Here is a 19,709-nt window from a genome sequence, read left to right on the forward strand (position 1 = left end):
TAGTGGATGTTTTTGTTCGTCCTGATCTTACATTGTAGCGCCGCGTCCTTTCATACAAGTCGCATAGCGACCTGGCCTGCGTGTTCTTTTCCCTGGCCTAGCCCACACCTGAATCATGAGCTAGGCCACCGCAGAACGTGCAGTCCAGCCACAGAGGGCTGTACTCCAGTCCCATGAACGACGCTGTCATTTCAGTGTCAGGACGACACAAAACAACACTCACAAAGGAGACGATGATGACCGTGCAGCAAGAAACTCACGTTGTAGAACCAACGGCTAACGCAATGGGAATTTGGTTTGATTTTCTTAATCGAGTTAAAGATGGTTTTGAGGGTGACTCCATGAGCATTGAGCAGTTCACTGAGTGCGCTCAAGGCTACGAAAATGTTCTACGCGAAACCGTTGATAAAGTACTTGTTCGGGACTCGATAATCACCTTCGTAATCGATGAAGATTTTCGTCAGCACTGGGGACGATTCCCTGAAATTGATTTCATTCGGCTATCAAAGCGACCAGATTGGGCTTTAGCACGCCGCGTCGTTTGCTGTTTAAGTTTCATGGGTAAAAATCCTCATGCTATGTCCGCATCGGCAATGCTGAATTGGTGGGTTGGTGACAATGATGAGGCAAATCGGCTCGCTAATGAAGCCTTAGAAATTGATGGCTCTCTTCGATTGGCAGTGTTGATGATGAACATTCTCATGTTCGACATTGTTCCACCATGGAAGTAAACCAATAAGGGTGTGGGAGCACTTGAAAATGCTCCCACACCCCTATTTCGCGTATAATAGTGATTGAGTCCTTTACGGGATTCGCTTCAAGCGCTGATTTTTTGAAGCGTTTGGATTGGAGAAAAAGCGGGAGGCGCGCCGTAGGCGCGCCTCCCGTCTTTTTATTTATGCATGAGAATTTTTAGGTCGGTGCCGCTCCACTCCATTCCATTTATTACCAGTTGTTGAAATGTTCTGGATGCGTTTCTTGATGTTCCTCTGATCCCAAAGTTGGTTTAGGCGGGGTGGATTGACGGAAGATTTTTTGAGCGGTGCCAGATAGATCTAAAGCGCGTTCAACTTCGCGTGGTTTAACTCCAAGCGCTTCAAGTTTTTGCCGTGCTATAGCAACACGGTCATAAATTTTTTCGACGTCGTTAAGCGCTTCTTCGATAGCCAAGAGCGCTTGTGTTTTTTCTTCTATCTGGGTTAGCTCATCCGCGAAAAAATTTCGTGCGGCGGAACTGACACTGGGTTTCGATGCGGCCATGAGGATGTCTTTCTTTCGATATAAAAATTATCCTCGTAGCGATTCTCCACCGCCTAGTTTAGAGGATTTTATTTTTCTTGTACACGGAAAAGATTCAGCGCGCAGCGCCCTTTCTTTCAGTGATACAACTACACCCGAACGTATAGGACGTTAGTCGGGGTAGTACGGGTAGCAAGCAACGCAAATGTATATACACATTTGCCCCTGACGTGTTAAAATGGATGTATCATCCAAACCTTTTAGGAGGAGTCGTGGAATCAAATTCCACGCCTAACCGATCTCGTAAACGAGCACGGATAGTGTACTTTTCCGAAGAAGAATTGAATCAAATAGCGCAGCGTATGCGTTCCCAAGGGCTTAAAAATTTCTCCAAGTTTGCCCGCCAAACTCTCACAAGTGGAGTCATTGTCACGAGCACTAAGAGTGCTGGAGCTGAAAGAATCAGCCGTGAAATTGCTGCTATAGGCAATAATATTAATCAGATTGCACGCAAGGCGAATACTGAAAATATTGCCACCTATGAACAGGTTTTGGCAGCTATTGACCTGCTGGATGAGGTTCGCAAGTTAGTTCAGTCCGAACTTGGGAGCGCGCGTGGCCGTGGTGAAAATCCATCCGATAAGTCAAACACTGCATAAGGCGATTGCGTATATTACGCAAGACGCTAAGACGAACTCTGGCATTTTATGTTCGTCTAATTGTGCTGTTGTGCCATCGGATGCTGATAATATTACGGCTGTCATGCGCTCGGCTTTAGCTGATGCTGAGGTAAAACGCGGGGTCGGCAGACCGGGTTCAGTTCTAGCTTTTCATGTGATTCAATCCTTCAAACCTGGTGAAGTTGATGCAGATAAAGCTCATGAGATTGGCTGGAAATTTGCTCAGGCTATCACTGGTGGAGAACACGATCTAGTCGTTGCTACACACGTTGATCGAGGGCATATACATAATCATATTATTTTCTGCTCGGCTAACAGAGTGACTGGTAAGCGGTATCGGAACCCTAATTCTAATCTGAAAAAAATTCGTAGAATCTCAGATGAGTTAGTGTGTCAGTATGGATTATCAGTCATTGAGCCGGAGGGGCGAGGAACACGGTTATCGTCAATCTATGCAGATGCTTATGCTCAGCATGGAAAAGAGTTTTTACGATTTGCCATTGATGATGCTGTTCAAAACTCTCATTCGTGGCAAGCTATGGTTGATACTTTATCCGAGTCCGGTGTTACGGTATCTATGCGCGGGGCACATATCCTGTTTGATTGTGAACAGGTTGGGCGCGGTGTTCGCGGAAAAACGCTGGGTGAAAACTATACCGAGCACGCTCTTCATTCACGTCTTGGCCGTGAAGCAATGAGTGAATTTATTGTGGCGAAAAATCTCGTTACTCGTGTCGATGATAAGCGTTGGCAGGTACGTATTCCAGGTAAGAAACCCGCCCAATACTTCGTAGTTTCAGATCAACGGATTATTGATCACGGTCGGCAAATGCGACTCTATTTACCAGCTAGTGGCTCACTGACGATTCTTAACCATCAAGGGCAGATAGCCCATTCACTTAATGTTGAAGATCTCTATCAGTCATTTAGTAGGCCAACTCCTATCATGTCTCAACATCCTCATGTGCGTGTTGAACGTGGTACGAGTGCGGCGCAAAAACGTTACTTTTCATATCTCGATTCGAAGATCGAATCGATTAAGGATGACGCAGCTACTACGTCATTACTTGCCGAGATACTACGCGATACTCAGCCAGAAGATATTCCGTTAGCAATAGAAAGCAAGCTAAGCCAGGCACACCGCAGGCTAAATCTGTTTATTGCACAACGTCAGAAACTCATTGATAAAGGCCAACCTGTGGAAGGGATGGATCAGAAAATCTCGGCAATACAAGAGCAACAACGTGCACTTCTTACCTTACGAAAGCAACTAGAAAAAAGACACAAAGAAAGGAATAGATAATGGCATTACTCGAAGCTAGCGAAGCTGTGGCAACAGGCCAACAGTTCGTCTCTATGACTGCACGAGCAGTAACAAAAGGTATTAGCTTAACGTATTCAACAGCTAGACCACTAACGAAAGGAGCTCTTCTAGCTAGCGTCAAGTCTGCACAGCTGGCCGTAAAGGGAGTCAAAGCTGGCACACATAAAATCGGTGATGGCTCAACTAAGTTCAAAGCACTTGTTGGCCAAGGCGATTTACACCCGATAGAGGTATCAAGCGAACTCGTTAAAGACTTCAAGAAAGATTTAAAAAAGCGTGGGGTCGATTTCGCGGTAGAAAAAGGCGCAGACGGAAAGACTTACATACACTTTATCGGTAAAGATGCCGACACGATTAAGCACGCATTATCTCAGGCACGCACACGCCTAGAAGGCAGTATTGAGCAGACAAAGCGGCCGCAGACACGATCCGATCTCGCCAATCATATCCAGACTAAGGCGCAAGAAAAGAAACTCACGCCTCCTACCGCACTTCCGAAGCAGACGTTGAAAGCACCTAAACGATGAACCAGACAGTAGCAGACGTCAGGAGAGTGCTGAGCATAATAGCCAGATATGAAGATAGTATCAGGCGGCCACAAGAACAACGGTGGACATTAGTAACAGGGCACCCCCAATGGTGTAGCAATAATCATCTTGATCAACAAAATCCCGTCCAGGGAATCAAATCTTTGGACTTTGATAAGTACTATCAATACGCAAAAAAGTGCTTTTGCTACTTACCTTTTGGCCAAAGCGTCGATAGCGTTCTGTCCTACACATATGCGAAATATGATGCGGTATTTGTTTGCCGAACCCCATTGATCTATAAAAATATGGGGTGGAGCAGCAATAATATCTTCCATACACAAAACCATATCCATAAAGAGGTAGAACCCGAGCCGCAAGGGCACGGTCTAAGTGTCGAAACACTAAAGCAGCTACCAGAATTGTTAGAGCGGCCAGCAGCAGTGTTCAATAGCCTTACTAAAAATAATGCATACACTGCGCTCTTGGACGCAAAAGACAATGCTGGCCGAGTCATACTCGTTGCTTTACAGCCGGACGGTCGAGCATATTACCAAGGGCAATACGTTAATGAAACTATCGCACTAAGTGTCTACGGCCGAAATAGTATTGAGCAATTCCTGCAAAGGAATGTCGAACAAAACGCTATCAAGTATGTAAATCTAGAGATATTAAAAGAGCTTATACCGATACCCGCGCTACAATTGCTCGGCTCAAATATAAGCTCTACTAAGAGCATACAGCAACCACCAGCTATTCCGCAACCCCACACCAGGGAAGATCTAACAGCACGAATCTCTGGCCATATCTCAGATCATCCCAGTCCAGCCCCCGCATCTCCATCAATATCTCCAGAAAGATCCAAACGATGAATAGAATCATGATCTGCGCACCTATCAGTGGCGCCATAACACAAACTCCTGACGGCGCACGCTTTAGCGTACGTGTAGAAGATTTGCGCGTAATAGTCGAAGCGCGTGGCGAGATCGGATCATTCTTGACCGAGAACACCGATATTTTCCCTGACGGGCAAGACGTATTCATATCCGGAACCCTCAATGAAGCTTCAACACCAATAGTGATTGAAGCTACCAACGTTGGTCTACCAGTAATCTAGGGGGCGTAATGATAACCGATGCTCGAATCCGAATTTTGGGTACGTCAACTCGCGCAGACTTAGACGCATCTCTTGGCCACCTGGCGCCTATGTCAAGCGAAGGACTAGACGAAGGCTCACGATATTTACGCCGAAGCGGTCTACCGATTGAACCTACACTGATTTTCGATCATCCTCACTTACTTCTCGTATGCCAAGAAGACGACGAACTATTTATCAAGGCATTAACGTCCGGCAAGCTACTTCATTCCGATCCAGAAGTAGAAATAGAGGTCGATGGTCGAACTAACGTCGTTGCAACAAGAACGAAGACAACTATCTCCCAAACTGTTAAATCGCGGCCACAAACACGCACAGAACTTGTGCTACGCATTATTCAGAATCAAAAAGCCCATAATCAAACACACCTACTTTGCCAGCAACGAAATCGCCAACCGCGCATTGAACTATCTCCTAAAACCGAAAGTAGCCAATCATGACTAGCGCGCAAATCATTTTTATTTTCATTCTCGCTCTTGGAGGGTTTTGGGCGGGCGATAAAATCTCCTACCAAATACGAACAGACCTAGAAGCCGGATATGAAATAGCCCAAGTACTCGATAGATTCTGGCTAGACCTCAACAATCCGTTCCACCTCTCACTAGAAAAAGTTGACCTGCTCGTAGGACTGGGCACAATCGCTCTTATTGGGCTGGTATGGGCGTACAACAGTGTTGCTAAAGGCACTCGCCGTCAAGGCGAAGAACACGGATCAGCCGCTTGGGCACGGCCATCTCAAATACACCCATTCAAGGATAAGAAGCGCTCCAACAACATCCTCTTCACGGCCAGCGAGTCGCTATCGCTCGATTCTCGTAAAACGCAGCGTAACCTTAATGCGCTCGTTATTGGCTCGTCGGGTTCAGGTAAATCCCGCTATTTCGTCTTACCAAATCTCCATCAAGCTAATACGTCGTTTGTCGTCACTGATCCTAAAGGGGAGCTGGCAGCGCAAACAACCCCCTACTTAGAACAGCAAGGCTATAAAGTCCGCTGCCTAAACCTCATTGATCCTGGACTATCGTGCACCTACAATCCATTGGCTTACTTCAACGACGCACAGCCAGAAGTAGACGTGATGATCATGACGGAAAACTTCATCACCAACACCACAGGCAAAAAGAATGCCGGTGGAGATTTTTGGGAAAAAGCAGAACGAGCGCTACTCAATGCACTCATTTCCTACATCTACTTCACTAAAGGCAAGGATGGCACTCTGATCGACGTCGTTGACCTGTTGGCCAAGATGCAAGCATCTGAATCTAACGAAGAGCTTAAATCTGACGTCGATTATATTTTCGATGCAATCACTGAAACAATCAATGAATACGATAACGATGATGAACAAGATCAGTGGGGGCAAGAAGCTGTAGACGCACTCAACGGCCTACGTTTCGCTGCATCACAGTACAACACCTACACTCAAGGTGCCGGAGAAACCAAGAAAAGCGTTATCATCTCCCTCGGAGTACGCATGGCGCCATTACACATGGCGCCAATACGAAAACTTCTCGCCACAGACACAATAGAATTTGATCGCGTTGGCCAAGAAAAGACTGCCCTATTCCTGATCATTCCAGACACACACGCAGCATTTACGTTCCTAGTATCTATCTTCTATGAGCAATTCTTTGAAAAATCCATCTATATAGCCGACCACACACCAGAACGACGGCTACCCTATCTTGTCCAGTGCTTCATGGACGAGTTTGCCAACATCGGAAAAATGCCATCATTTGAACGCAAGATCGCCGTTATGCGAAGCCGTGGAATCTCAACGTCGATCATCATTCAGAACTTCTCCCAAGGCAAAGCACTTTATAAGGACGATTGGGAAACCATCGTTGGTAACTGCGACTCGCTTTTATTCCTCGGTGGTAACGAGAAATCAACCACTGAATACATTTCTAAGCTCGTTGGTAAACAAACACTGGCATCTACCGACACATCTGAGTCAAAAGGTCGTAACGGGTCATGGACACTGCAAAATCGCACCCTTGGCCGCGACCTCATAACCCCCGATGAAGTCGGGCGCATGGACGGCCTTAAATGCATCTATGTATTACGCGGCTTGCCACCGTTCTTTTCTAGTAAGCTACTAGCCCCAAAGCTAAAATAGGCTACTCTTCCTTATCACTGGTACCTTTAACTCTTTGCCAAGCAGCCACAAATGATGGCGACGCGGTCATCAACGCCATCAAAACGCCGCTAATTGCAACCCAATTTACGTTATACACCAATCCCATTGTGATTATAAAAAAACCACCTAAGACAGCAACAAAATGTGAAGAAGAAACGACCTGCAGTGCGTGGCTTTCAGCCTTCTTTTCAATCGTTTCATTCTTTATCCGCTCACCGTTTTGCCTTAATCCCTCTTCAGCCATAGCCATTATTCTGTCCGCTGCTCCTGGCAAAACTTGTTCATAACGAGCAAAATCATCACAAGCTGGCAACGGACCACTATATTGAACGGAGTGCCCAACTACACGAGTCACGAGTTCATTACTAATGTCTTCGCCCTGGGCTAAAGCTTGAACAACCTGTCCAATTGTCGGTTCTTTCGGAGCTATATCTAGCGATTCTTTTTTTGAGTCGCGTCCATCGCCGAACGGAGTAACTGACCCGTCTGCATCCACGCCACCGCCACTGGATTGGTGAACACTATCTGGCTGCGATATTTCTTGTTCTTGCGGGGATCTGGATTCGCTATGATCTGGTATGCTTTCCGAGTTCCGCGAAGTGTTGCTCTGCTCATCTCCATGATGCACAGTCTCTCCTTAAACTAAACCCTATATAGAAGCATCTATTCGAGATAATAGCACACTTCAAACTACTTTCAAATACTTCATTCTGCGCTAATATGTTCATTTCTTCTATTAGCATCTATCCTCTAGCTTCTTCCAGCTACTACATTGCGGTAAGTACTTTAAAGCACCTCTTCAGTACACTATCTCCTCAGCTTTCACCTACCAACGCTTTAGCGAATTTTCCGGAGGATAGAACAAGGAATATAAACCCGATTGGAACCGCTATGAGGTTTACGAAGTTCGCCATGACATCGCGTACTGTTGGGTTTTCTCCTAGATCTGTACCAGCTCCTTGGAATTTGGCAAAGATGATCAGGACAAGGATGATCGTGAAACCGTGAAGCATGGCCGTTGCATACTTCTTGAGATATCCGATCGAAATTTGTTTTGTGTCGGTATGACCTAAGAATGCTAACGGTAGAGTTGCCCCAGCAGAAAGTATGTATATCTCAGCAAATCGCAAGAGAACAACGAGTTTTACGACGACGCCACCAATCATTGAAATCAGCCAGGGCAAGAAAAGAATGATCATTGCACCGATCATACCTAGAGTGTCCATATCAAGATCACCTATATTGACGGGGTTAGACTGTATGACTGTTGCATGCTTTTTCAACCCGTTAATAAGTGTTTCGCCAGCTTCGTTAATAGCTTTGAGAATTAGATCTACGTTTTGAATAGCGACAATAAGAAGTGCAGCCTTAATCATGATCGTCCCGATCACTTGCACGCCCATCTTTGAGTCGCCTTCAAATTTTGTTGATACTCGCGCTAGCTCTAACACGAGGATGATGGCCACGACTGACGCGGCCACGGGCTTAACGACTGTGGAGTTTACTGTGAGAGCTACTTGATAGGCAGATGCGCTATATCCTGCAACGCTATCGTAAAGCCCATCTGTATGGTTGAAGAATCCATTTCCTAGGATATCTTCGAGCATTTTCTTTATGTATTCTTCCATCTTCTCAGCCTCCTAAAGCTGGATTATGACGGATAACTACACGTCCAGCGTTCATCATTGGACGCAATTGCTGTGCAGGTAGAACACGAACAAAATATTCGCCACCGCCGTAGTTTTCTGTGGTGATCGTGCCGTCAGGCGCCACTGAGGAAACATATGCCACATGGCCAAATTGAGCGGAACTACCAAAGGCTCCTGGCTTGAACGAGATAACATCTCCGGGCTTTGCTTGCTCTGGTGATCGAACCGTTCCCCAGCCAGGCATATTTTCTGGATTTCCCCATTGACCACCGTTACCGCCTGCTGGGGTTAAAAATGGATACGTGTAATGCCATTGAGTCCCTTTACCTTGATAGGTCACACCCATATCTCGGTTCACTCGCCAGAAAACAAAATCAGTGCAGTTTCCGAAGTAGTAACGCGTTTCGTAGTTAGGGGTATTGTAGACGCCGGTAACATTACCTGCTGCGTCTCGCACGAGATCTTTCCATGGGTAATCATCCCCTGCACCACCAACCGATCCTGCTGAAACGACCGCATATTTAGTGGCAGCAAGTTCTTTGATCCGCTTGACATAATTTTGAGTCTCAGCAAATGGTGGGATTCCATGGAACGTCAAAACGTTTCCTAGACCAGCATTATATGCAGCTAATGCTAGATCAATTGACCCACTCAGCCCGTGGCGTTTAAGTGCTTCGACTTGGCCGCACATATAGTGGCCTTGAGAAATAATCGCATCGGCTGGATCAAACGGATCAGCTTTACCGTCACCATTTCCGTCACGGCCAACAGATGCCCACGTCCCTGGCATAAATTGACTTATACCTTGAGCACCAACTGGAGACTGCGCTTTGGGATTCCAGCCCGATTCTGTATCAATCTGCGCAGCAATGATCGACGGAGTGACTTCCGGACAAATTGATCCTGCATCCAGAACATACTTCGCATATTGTGGCGGAACATTAACCGACAGCTCAGATTTCTTTTGCTCTTCTAAATACATTCCAGTGATCCACGAAGGAAGAATAGAAACCAAAGCCATAAGCGCAACAACCACTGAAACAATCGCCATAATAATAGGCGTAGTGCCTGACGCTAATACCGTTGCTACCCTTTGCATCACGGCCATCGTGACCTTAGTTATAGCTTCAGCACTACGATTAACAAACGATGCACGAGTTTTCCCTACACCGGTTTTCGCTGCGTTTCGCCGACCTTGCTGCTTAGCTACACGCATATTTCGCTTTGCTGCCCGAGACGCACTTGCGCCAGCTTTCTTCACACCTTTCCAACCAGTTCGAGCAACAAACTTTGAAGCCGACGTCGAAAGATGCACACCATCAGCCGCGCGACGAGAACCAAATTGAGAAAGTATCGACTTAATTGTGTCGCTACCGTCATCCGTGGTGGACTGACCGTCTTTTATATGAACGTGAGAATACTTAGCCCCTGATTTGAGCCCGCCGTAGACTTTTCCGCCAATGAAGACTCCAGTCTTACCAACGGCCTTCCCAGCCTTGCCACCACGTTTAGCCTTTTTTATCGCAGATGCCTTTGACACATACTCCGGCTGACGGAAAGGGGAAGTATCCCGGCGCACATGCTGGGATACCAGATTTACTGAACCAACTTCCCTAAATCGTGCCATGTCTAAACTCCTAACCTGCCGTACATGCCAGCATGTACGGCAGTGCTGGCATTTCTAAAAGCCAGATACTTCTTCAAATCTGGTAGAGAACACTTTGAAAATCCGTTGAGTTGGATCCATCGTGTTATCAAATGGAATAACCGCCTTACCGACTTTCATCAGCCCTCTACCCGGTTCAACATTTGTGAAATAGCTACGTTGCTGGTTTGATAAATGAAGCAGCCCAGCTAGCGCATCTGCATCGGTTGATTGTTGATTGAGTAAGAAAAGTCCGTCTGAATTTGACAGCATTAACCGAGCACGCTCATTAATCAGTAGCTCTTCGATGTTCTGTGTAATACCAGTAGCAGCAGCTCCGTATTTACGCACTCGCTTAAACATCGATTGGCAATAAGCACCTGCATAGTCATTATTAAAAAGCAGATGGAATTCGTCGATATAAACCCAGGTACGCACACCACGGGCTTTATTCCGAACGATCCGTGCCCAGATCTCTTCCAAAACGACCATCATGCCAAAGGTCTGAAGATCCTTCGACAGCTCAGCAATGTCATAAATAGTGACCCGATTGGAAGCATCAACATTGGTCTGTCGCGCAAATCCTTGCGCACTGCCTCGCGCATACATCTCTAATCCAGTAGCTACTTCTTGAGCTTCTGCTTCTGGTTCGTGGCGTAGTGCCTCATAAAGATCCTTAAGCGTTGGTGCTGGAATATCGCTCGTCCAGTATGTGCTATAAAGGCTTGCAACCACGCGATCAATAATCGAGCGTTTAGCAGGGGTTAGACCGTCTGCACCGCCTAGCAACACTTCACACAAGCTAAGGACAAAACCGCACTTGTTGCGAACCGGATCACCATCAGAGACGCTTGTAAACTCTTTACTCAAATCCATCGGATTAATGGCATCTTGGGAACCTGCTGAAATAACCACTGTCGTGGCTTTCATTTCTTTTGCTAGAGCTGGATATTCTCGCTCAGGATCAATAATCAAAATCTCATCATTAGGCCGACGCAGGAATGTTTGATTCATTTCAAACTTGGCAAATTGCGATTTACCAGAACCAGTTGTACCCAAGATGAAACCGTTGGAGTTCATCCCTCTAGCACGGTCTGCCATGATTACATTCTTCGATAGCGCATTGATTCCGTAGAAATTACCACTGCGCTCAAGTAACTCTTGCGTAGTAAATGGGATCATTACTGCACCAACAGCAGTAGTAAGCGTTCGATACATCGGAATCTTACATAATCCCAGCGGCAAGCAAGCGTTGAGCCCGTCAATCTGCATATATCTGAGATTTTCAAGCGAGCATGAATGCTTTCCAGCAACACGGCGCACGCGTTTAACTGCTTCTTCAAGCTCTTCTTGAGACGCCGCAGAAACTCCAATAATAATGCGTGTAGTGAACATTTTTTCATTCGACTGCTCTAACTGCTGACGAAGCTCAACAGCCTCAGTATGAGACGCTTCTAGCTCATGAGGCACCAGATCAATATCCATATTCTGCTTGGCCAACTTACGGCGTTCATTCGCCATCTGGATATCCATACCGGCAATTTGACGCTTAACGAGATCTAAACCTTCCGCCTGATCAAGAGGATCAAAATGAATAGACACAGTAAGATCTGCAGGAATTTCAGCTAGCTCTTTCAGAACGCGATCACTCATCCAATTAGGCATCTTACGCAAGATCATTGTCTGCCAATACCGATCAGCTCCAGAGTAAAGAACCAGCCGATCAGAATCCGTCCGGTCAATCGACCACGGAGAGACAAAGTTTTTCGTCTTAGTCTTCTGGCCAACCATATCCGCGTAACTGAAATCATTGGGAGCATCCGGCCGCAACATCTGCTGTAGCAACCTCACGCGCTGTTCACCGCTAATCTGCTCAGCCCGGCAACCACCAACTTCGCGCAAAGCTGCAATATCCTCAGCTGCCATACGAGACAAGACAATTTTTGCCTCATCAAACGACTCAGCTTCAATTTGGAGCGTCACATATTTTTCAGTGACCGTATTGTTTCTGCCCGACTCTAATCTGCGCGAAATAAGCTGGTTATACTCATCGCGTTGCGAATCAAAACTATCATCTTGAGATGAAAGTTCAATACTCTCCATCAACCGGCCTTTGTCGAGAACGCGATTGACAATAGACACTTGAACATGATGGCCAGCGAGATGCCCGTTAAGGAAGCGTGCATACTTTTCAACCAGGCCTTCTTGCACCTCATTAGGAGCAAGCTGGTAGTCAATATCAGACAATTCCAGAGTAATTGAATACTTATTTCCACCGAGATACGCAATACCCGATTCCGTGATTGCCTCATAATGAATCAAAGACTGGGCATTTTTCTTTTCCTTGCGAGCAACTTTACGCTGCTCACTATTTTTTTCATTACTTTCAGTTGCCTGCTTCTGGCGGGCAGCTCTTGCGGCTACTCTTTTGCCGACCATTTTCTTCCTCCATTAAGTCCTGCTCAAAAACGAATACTTTTTTGCCCTGATGCCAGTCCCACGCATAGCTGAAATACTTTTCGAACGGAACGCCCATAGGGCGCACCCAACCAAGAGCAACAGCGGGCACTGAAAGTAGCGTCACTATAACAACGCCAAGATTTTCGTACCCTGCGAGATAGCACACTGCGAAGCTGGTGGCGATAAGCGGTGCCGCCACGGCAGCCACGCCAAGCTGACGCCAGGACATGCCAAACAGCACTCGTGGCTGATACGCGGTAACTTCGCGCGGTACACGTACTTCCAGTGCCACACTGCACCCCCTTAAAGCTGCACCTGTGAAAACAGTGCTGCAGCGGCAATAATCATGCCTCCACCAATGGCCTGCCACATACCGGTTTGAGTCTGAGCACCGTTATGATCCTTCAAACCCCCCGCAAGGGTAATAACACCCCAAACGCACCATAAACCACCGCCAATAATGGCGAACTTCGTAAATAATGCAATAGCTTGTGCCAGCATCTTCTTTTCCTTCCACTAAATGTGTTTACTGATCCGAGCTCGCAGACACCGCCACGAACTCTCTTATTTCATTAGGCACATAATTAACAAACTTCCTAAAATGCCCAACGAAATAAAGATTTTGGGTACACTCCTCCACGGTGATGTGTATTTTTCTTTTCTACTCAGGTGTGCTTGACCTAATTGCCGAGTCCAGTGTTACGGTATCTATGCGCGAGGCCCACGCAAGAACGGCTCCCAAGGCGAACCGCGAAAGAACGGCTCCCAAGGCGAACCATTTTTGAGCCCATCATCTGGATCAAGTGCTTGTGGTGCACCTGGATTAATACTCAATGACGCAATACCGTTGTTAAGTTTGCGAGTAGCTTCACGCAGATTATCTTTTGACGCAATAAGATCATCTAACAGACTTTGATCATCAGCGGCATTTAGTGCATCACCACGTTTATTGATACGCGCAGTGACTTTCTCCATGTGATCGATCTCGTTTTGAGTAAGCTCAATCAACCCAGGCTCAACGCCAGTTGACCTAGCAACAGCTGCTTTAGCCTCACTTAAATAGGCTTCAACGCGTTCGACTTCCCTTGCCACTTCAGTCTTAAAGAACCCAGATTTTATATCCATCGAATGCTGCGCCTTATCCATCCCAGCACGCAAATCCTCGCTGATCTCTTTTATCCGCACCCGGTCATTTTTAAGCGCCACCAAAGTTTTACTGTCATCACTGACAGAATCAAGATCAATAACCTTGACATCAAAAGCTGCAGCATCCTTATAAGCTTGGCTTACAGGATTACAAGTAACCTGCGAGCCAGTGATAATCTCACACCGATCCACTACGTCCTTGGCCTGCTTACGTAGATCATCAAACTCTTTCACCTGCTCATTAAAGGTTGGCACCAAACGAGCAAGCTCTTCTGCATCAGCATCTGGCGTGCGCCACCATGCTAGAGCCACACCAACAACGACGACGCCAGTCAGACCGGCAATCCATTTACGAGAATTCGCATGCATCACTCTTTCCCTTCGCTTCGGTTCTTGGATTGGAGATTATTAGCAGGGTTAAAAATTGCGGATGTGTCTTTCCACTTCTTTATTGATTGAACGACAGCTTGCCGTTCTTCTGGGCTAATGTCCGGTGGAGGCGGTGGAGAATCGCTACGAGTAGAGCGATCCGCCTCCACCGGAAAACCTAGCGGTATATCGCACAAGTCTTTCAGACGGGAAATTAATAATCCTGGCGGATTAACAACATTTGACGGTAACGGATTATCAGCGAGACGGCCTCGGATCTGCAAAACTTTCCATCCGGAATCAAGCAAAGTATCTAAAAGATCAGAAACTCTCATTGCCGCTTTACCCATAAGTCCTCGCCGCTGCTCTGGAGGAATAGCCGCATTAATAATCTTCCAGTTGGCAAGCTTTCCTCCCTTCACCGGAACAGCTACTTCTTCCGATGGTGAAGGATGTGCCTTCTTCGGTTCCTTCACTTCAACAACTTCAGAATCATTAACGGGAGCTGGGGTCGAACTTGCACGTTGTAAACGTTCCTTAGAAATCTGTGAGGTAAGAACAGTTTGCTTCAATTCCCTACCAGGAATCGCAAAATCTGGATGTGACGGGCACGAGACAATCTCGGAGGTTGTAAAACCAAGCCCGATCATCATTCGTTCTGCATCCTCAAACGCCTCCGCAGGGGTTAAAGGCACATCAGAGATAATGGTGAGTTCACGAATTTGACCATCACGTCGATGCTGGAAACGGAACCTATAATTCAGCCCCTCTAATTCTTTCAACGCGGCCCGTGTGGCTTTTTGCCCCAAACCACGGCCAGCAAGCTCACGGTAACCAACTTTAGCTCCAGCCGGAAGTGATAAGCATAGGACGATCAAGCCTAAAGCGGCATAAGAAAGTTCTTTGTTGTGCACCAACGAGTTCGGCACCGCAGTAGCACCACGACGCACAACAAAGAAATCTCCACCAGCCATAACTACGCCTCGTCAACTTCCTCAACAACAGGCACTAAAAGAGCCTCAATATCAGAACGACGGAAAAACTTCCGCCCCGACGGCAACTCAACAGCAGGAATTTTTCCTTGACGCGCCCAACGATACAAAGTTGCAGGAGATGTTTCAGGAAGCAGCAAAGCAGCATCGTGCGCCGCCAGGAGCTCGCCAGCATTACTTTCGCCTGTTAGTTTTTCTTTCACACGAAAGACAATACACCATTTCAATAAAAAACAAAACATTTAATTGAAGCGTTTTCTTACATTTGTTACACTTTATTTATGAACATCGGACAGAACACATTCAGTACATCCAATCAAGCGATTGGCATGACAGTAGCTCAACAGCTATTTGCGCGAGGAATGACGCGTGCAGAACTTGGCCATGCACTCGGGGTTACTGGACAAGCGGTATCTTCACGACTCCACGGAAAAGCAAATTGGACAGCCGATGACCTTTTAGCTACTGCTGAGCTTTTTCAAATTTCGGTAAATGACCTCATGCCCACAAAAGATGAGAACGGGAATTGGCTACCTGCGCCGTTCAGTGGATACACGAAAGCCCCCGCTTTCGCGGGGGCTTCGACTGAGAGCCACCTGTGGGAATCGAACCCACGACCTATTCATTACGAGTGAATCGCTCTGCCGACTGAGCTAAGGTGGCAGGCTAAAAAATCTAGCCGTGCGCTCTTACAGCTCTAATAATGTAACTGAAGATGCGCACAGAACACAACTGATTAGCTAAGAACGTGAGCTTTCCGTTCTAAATCACACGAATCACACGCTTGGAATACTCCTGGAGTGATCCCGGAGTGCGGAACGTTAGAGCTGAGGAAAACCGTTGGGGCCACGAGAACTAGTCCCGTGGCCCCAACCTTACTTTTCTGGCTCTACTTCCAGCCCGACTGGCTCTACCAGCTCTACTTTTCCACCCCTACTTTTCCACAGGGCAGCGCAGATCTTTTTCTGGGACCTTGCCATTGAGCAGGTAGGCATCGAGTGCATCCTTGATGCACTTTCCTGCACGCCCGTACGCGGTATGGCCTTCGCCTTCCCAAGTAACGAGTGTCGAATTAGCAAAGGCTTTTTGGAAAGCAACAGCCCATTCGTATGGAGTTGCCGGATCACCGATTGTTCCTACAACAACAATCGGATCTGATCCCTCCGCAACGAAACGTTTCACCAAAGGATGTTCTGGTTTTGGCATAGTTGCGCATGTTGTCTGGGAATAGCGTTGCGATTTTCCAAAGAGTGGAGAGGCTTCCTCTAGTTCTTTACTCATCCGATCCCAATCTTCGGGTGTGCCTTCAATTGTGGAGTCTGCACAGTTGATCGCAATATGTGATTCGATGGAATTATTCTTGTAGTGCCCCTGAGGATCACGTCCGGTATAGGCATCGAAGAACACCTGGAAAGCGTTTCCTGTTCCAGCGGTTTTATATTCATCGATTGCTTGTGTGAGAAGCGGCCATGAAGAATCATCATATAGTGGCGTGATGAAACCAAGCATGAGCCCAGCTTGGGTGAGAGGACGTTCAGGGTTTGCGGTTGGAATTGGTTTGTCGGCTGCTTTTTCAAACATTTGCCGAATTTCTTCACGTGCTTCATCCCGTGTACCTTTAAACGGGCATGTTTCGCTTTTTAAGCATTTATCAATGAAGTTATTTGCTGCAAGTTCGAAGCCTTTGAGTTGGGCTTTGCTTTGTTCGAAATCAGAAACATCTGAGTCAACAGCACCATCCAGGATAAGACGCCCAACGTTGTGCGGGAAAAGTTCGGCATACATTCCACCAAGTTTGGTGCCGTATGAGAAGCCAACATAGTAGAGCTTCGGATCTCCCATGAGATGACGCAACACATCCATGTCACGTGCGGCTTCTTCGGTGCCAACATATTTCACAAGATTTCCTGATTTTTCAACGCACTTGTTTGCTAGTTCCACTTCGGAAGCGCGCGATTGTGCCTGGCCTTCTGGCGTGTCCGCATATACGGTGGACAGCACCTGATCGAGTTCTCGATCGGTGACGCAATCGATTGGCGTGGATTCACCTACGCCTCGTGGATCGAATCCGATGATGTCAAACGAATCTGTAATTCTATCTGTGAAGAATTGTGGAGCGCTTTCGGCCATTTCTTGGCCACTGCCACCAGGCCCACCAGGATTTACTAATAGAGATCCTATACGGGTGCCTTCCGCTTTTCGGCGTTTAATTTTCAGTTCAATTGCCGCACCTTCGGGATCTGCATAGTTGAGGGGAACGGTTACAGTGGCGCAATCCAGACCGTGCCCGCATTCTTTCCATGCGGGTTTTTGTGAATAGAATTTTTCCAGACCGGCCGGGATTGCAGGCATTGGAGCTTCAATAGCGTGCGCACTGATCGGGGAGGAATCATTTTTGCGGATTTTCCCTGTTCCGTTTTTTACCTCTACAGTTCCCGAGCAACTGGAGAGAAGGACGAGTGCACCAGTGAGAGCAGCGATAATACGTTTCTTCATTGGGGTATTTTCCTTCCGTTTTCCGCTTAGCGGAGTCCAACAAGAATACTTTCCATAACAAGTTGAGCCGGAACGTTTGCTTTCAGGCGTGTGCGGCCTTCACCGATCCGATCAATCTTCTCTAGAGTTGCGTGAGTTGTGGATGACGCCGCAATTCTGTTGATTGCTTGTTCGTAATCCACGTTGATAAGTTCAACGCTTGCGCCCATTTGTTTCACCAGCACATCGCGGTAAAACGCAAGCATATACACCATTTCGCGATCAAGGATGTCGCGTTCTTGGCGGGTTTGACGACGACGGGCGGCATCCGCACTTTCCTTAATCTGGCTACGCACGGATGCCGGTACTTTAGCGCCCGCATCTAGCCCAAGGGCGGCCATGCGCTGTTCTTCTAGCGCTTTGCTATCTTCCGCCGCAAGATCTTTTTTGGTGGTGGTTTCGCCCCGCATGGCCACGGTATCTGAGAGGAGGTGGGCGCCGAGTGCCGCATCCCCAACGCTCTTCATTGTTGCCAGCACGTTAAGAGTGTTGGTGCGAATCGCGGCCGCCTGGGAATCATGTGCCAATGCCCGTGCCACCCCAATATGGGATTGGGCTGCGCGCGCAACGATATGTGCCGTTTTTGAATCGATCCCATCGCGTTTCATGAGGAGTTCAGCTACCAACGATGCGTGTGGGGTGACCAGATTGATGTTGCGGCATCGAGAACGAATAGTAGGCAATACATCTGCCGCGGCGGCAGTACATAGCATCCACACGGTACGTGCGCCGGGTTCTTCGATCGCTTTCAGTAACACATTTGTGGTGCGAGTGAGCATTCGATCCGCATCTTCAATCACGAAGATCCTCCAGGCCCCGCTGGTTGGCGCCACGTATGATCGCGCCACGTATTCGCGGACTTCTTCTGCGCTAATCGTGACTTGATCTGTAGATACAAGCGTGACATCTGGATGGTTGCGTTCCAGCACGGCTTTACATTGCGCACATTCGCCGCACCCTGGCACAGGCCCTGTACACAAGAGCGCCCCCGCCAAGCTCAACGCAGCAAGTGAACGCCCGGATCCAGGCGGCCCGGTAAACAGCCACGCCTGACTCATTGCCTGGCTGGCAACCGCATCGTTTCCGGCGGTTTCGGTAGGCCGATTTCCTGACGCGCGCGCAGCATCAGCAGCCCGCTGAAGTTCCTTAACAGCGGCATCTTGCCCGATCAGCCCATCAAAAATACTCATGCGTTTAGAGTACCGCCTGCCTCCGACATAGTTTGGTGAACACTATCATTCTTCGCCAGAGCTTCAGCCACGTGGTGCCGGATGCTCTGCGCGATTGAATCGATCGTTTGGGTTCCATCCAGCACGCGCCACCGATCCATGTGGTCTTCGGCCAGCGCCAGAAATTCGTTGCGAACACGGGCATGGAATTCGGCCCCTGCAGCTTCCAGCCGATCCTGTTCACTCCCCACACGCGCTTGCCCGGTTTCCACGGGAATATCGAGCAGGAAGGTTACATCTGGCATGGTTCCTTCCACAGCCCACAGGGAAAGATCGCGAATTTCGTTCTTTCCCAGCGATCGTGCCGCGCCTTGGTACGCGATAGACGAATCCATGAAACGATCCGTAATCACGATTTCGCCACGTTCCAGCGCCGGCCGGATTTTCGTATCCATGTGGTGTGCACGATCCGCCGCATACAGCAGCGCCTCCGCGCGCGGGCTCACGTCCCCACCGTGCAGGAGCAGGTGGCGGATGTGAGCCCCCAGTTCAGTTCCGCCTGGTTCCCGAGTAACGACGACGCCGTACCCCGCCTCACGCAACCACGTTGCGAGTTTTTCTACTTGCGTAGATTTACCAGCGCCATCGCCACCTTCAAAGGAGATAAACATTCCCATG

At 47.8% G+C, this 19,709-nt stretch carries 20 protein-coding genes and 1 tRNA gene; 7 read left to right on the plus strand and 14 right to left on the minus strand.

The genetic code is table 11. From position 1 onward, the window contains the following. The first annotated feature begins 233 nt into the window (after positions 1-233). Positions 234-731: a hypothetical protein gene (locus ARCH_RS08450; RefSeq protein WP_145961600.1), complete on the plus strand. Its 498-nt coding sequence runs from the start codon at positions 234-236 to the stop codon at positions 729-731. Between the two features lie 214 nt (positions 732-945). Here the strand turns inward: ARCH_RS08450 and ARCH_RS08455 are convergent, their stop codons facing one another. Further along, positions 946-1,260, minus strand: coding sequence for a hypothetical protein (locus ARCH_RS08455; RefSeq protein ID WP_013170852.1), 315 nt, complete (start codon positions 1,258-1,260; stop codon positions 946-948). A gap of 221 nt (positions 1,261-1,481) precedes the next feature. Between ARCH_RS08455 and ARCH_RS08460 the strand changes: the two genes are divergently transcribed. From ARCH_RS08460 to ARCH_RS08495, 6 genes are all read left to right on the plus strand, one after another. After that, entirely contained in the window at positions 1,482-1,898 is a 417-nt protein-coding gene (locus ARCH_RS08460; protein WP_081440806.1) for a plasmid mobilization protein, read from the plus strand. Then, positions 1,861-3,222, plus strand: coding sequence for a relaxase/mobilization nuclease domain-containing protein (locus ARCH_RS09795; protein WP_170121726.1), 1,362 nt, complete (start codon positions 1,861-1,863; stop codon positions 3,220-3,222). The genes ARCH_RS08460 and ARCH_RS09795 overlap by 38 nt, the downstream gene beginning before the upstream one ends. Next, on the plus strand, positions 3,222-3,770 hold the full coding sequence (locus ARCH_RS08475; RefSeq protein WP_013170855.1) for a PcfB family protein: 549 nt from the start codon (positions 3,222-3,224) through the stop codon (positions 3,768-3,770). Before ARCH_RS09795 ends, ARCH_RS08475 begins: the two co-directional genes overlap by 1 nt. Continuing rightward, positions 3,767-4,642, plus strand: a complete 876-nt coding sequence (locus ARCH_RS08480; RefSeq protein ID WP_013170856.1) for a MuF-C-terminal domain-containing protein — start codon at positions 3,767-3,769, stop codon at positions 4,640-4,642. Before ARCH_RS08475 ends, ARCH_RS08480 begins: the two co-directional genes overlap by 4 nt. 8 nt (positions 4,643-4,650) lie before the next feature. After that, positions 4,651-4,887, plus strand: coding sequence for a hypothetical protein (locus ARCH_RS08485; RefSeq protein ID WP_187286509.1), 237 nt, complete (start codon positions 4,651-4,653; stop codon positions 4,885-4,887). Between the two features lie 475 nt (positions 4,888-5,362). Next, on the plus strand, positions 5,363-7,045 hold the full coding sequence (locus ARCH_RS08495) for a VirD4-like conjugal transfer protein, CD1115 family (protein ID WP_013170859.1): 1,683 nt from the start codon (positions 5,363-5,365) through the stop codon (positions 7,043-7,045). A 1-nt stretch (position 7,046) separates the two neighbouring features. On the opposite strand, the gene ARCH_RS08500 is transcribed toward ARCH_RS08495, so the two are convergent. The 13 genes from ARCH_RS08500 to tmk all read right to left on the minus strand — a co-directional run bounded on the left by ARCH_RS08500 (position 7,047) and on the right by tmk (position 19,708). Next, positions 7,047-7,694, minus strand: coding sequence for a DUF2335 domain-containing protein (locus ARCH_RS08500; RefSeq protein ID WP_013170860.1), 648 nt, complete (start codon positions 7,692-7,694; stop codon positions 7,047-7,049). Between the two features lie 187 nt (positions 7,695-7,881). Beyond that, positions 7,882-8,694: a hypothetical protein gene (locus ARCH_RS08505; protein ID WP_013170861.1), complete on the minus strand. Its 813-nt coding sequence runs from the start codon at positions 8,692-8,694 to the stop codon at positions 7,882-7,884. 4 nt (positions 8,695-8,698) lie between these two features. After that, on the minus strand, positions 8,699-10,342 hold the full coding sequence (locus tag ARCH_RS09485) for a lytic transglycosylase domain-containing protein (RefSeq protein WP_013170862.1): 1,644 nt from the start codon (positions 10,340-10,342) through the stop codon (positions 8,699-8,701). Between the two features lie 54 nt (positions 10,343-10,396). Beyond that, positions 10,397-12,799: a VirB4-like conjugal transfer ATPase, CD1110 family gene (locus ARCH_RS08515; protein ID WP_013170863.1), complete on the minus strand. Its 2,403-nt coding sequence runs from the start codon at positions 12,797-12,799 to the stop codon at positions 10,397-10,399. Then, complete coding sequence (locus tag ARCH_RS08520; protein ID WP_013170864.1) at positions 12,747-13,112, minus strand: PrgI family protein; 366 nt, start codon at positions 13,110-13,112, stop codon at positions 12,747-12,749. Before ARCH_RS08520 ends, ARCH_RS08515 begins: the two co-directional genes overlap by 53 nt. A gap of 11 nt (positions 13,113-13,123) precedes the next feature. After that, the gene (locus ARCH_RS08525) at positions 13,124-13,321 is read right to left on the minus strand and encodes a hypothetical protein (RefSeq protein WP_013170865.1); all 198 of its coding nucleotides are present in this window, start codon (positions 13,319-13,321) and stop codon (positions 13,124-13,126) included. A gap of 207 nt (positions 13,322-13,528) precedes the next feature. Continuing rightward, positions 13,529-14,335: a hypothetical protein gene (locus ARCH_RS08530; RefSeq protein WP_013170866.1), complete on the minus strand. Its 807-nt coding sequence runs from the start codon at positions 14,333-14,335 to the stop codon at positions 13,529-13,531. Continuing rightward, positions 14,335-15,309 carry a hypothetical protein gene (locus tag ARCH_RS08535; RefSeq protein ID WP_013170867.1) on the minus strand — a complete coding sequence of 325 codons (975 nt, stop codon included), beginning with the start codon at positions 15,307-15,309 and terminating at the stop codon, positions 14,335-14,337. The genes ARCH_RS08530 and ARCH_RS08535 overlap by 1 nt, the downstream gene beginning before the upstream one ends. Before the next feature lie 2 nt (positions 15,310-15,311). Continuing rightward, entirely contained in the window at positions 15,312-15,530 is a 219-nt protein-coding gene (locus ARCH_RS08540; protein WP_049765860.1) for a helix-turn-helix domain-containing protein, read from the minus strand. A 387-nt stretch (positions 15,531-15,917) separates the two neighbouring features. After that, a tRNA-Thr gene (locus ARCH_RS08545) sits at positions 15,918-15,990 on the minus strand. Between the two features lie 270 nt (positions 15,991-16,260). Continuing rightward, complete coding sequence (locus tag ARCH_RS08550) at positions 16,261-17,823, minus strand: alpha/beta hydrolase (protein ID WP_013170869.1); 1,563 nt, start codon at positions 17,821-17,823, stop codon at positions 16,261-16,263. 26 nt (positions 17,824-17,849) lie between these two features. Next, positions 17,850-19,052, minus strand: a complete 1,203-nt coding sequence (locus ARCH_RS08555; RefSeq protein WP_013170870.1) for a DNA polymerase III subunit delta' — start codon at positions 19,050-19,052, stop codon at positions 17,850-17,852. Further along, positions 19,049-19,708, minus strand: coding sequence for a dTMP kinase (tmk, locus tag ARCH_RS08560; protein ID WP_013170871.1), 660 nt, complete (start codon positions 19,706-19,708; stop codon positions 19,049-19,051). Before tmk ends, ARCH_RS08555 begins: the two co-directional genes overlap by 4 nt. Position 19,709: the final 1 nt, after the last annotated feature.

This window comes from Arcanobacterium haemolyticum DSM 20595 (assembly GCF_000092365.1).
Classification (GTDB): domain Bacteria; phylum Actinomycetota; class Actinomycetes; order Actinomycetales; family Actinomycetaceae; genus Arcanobacterium; species Arcanobacterium haemolyticum.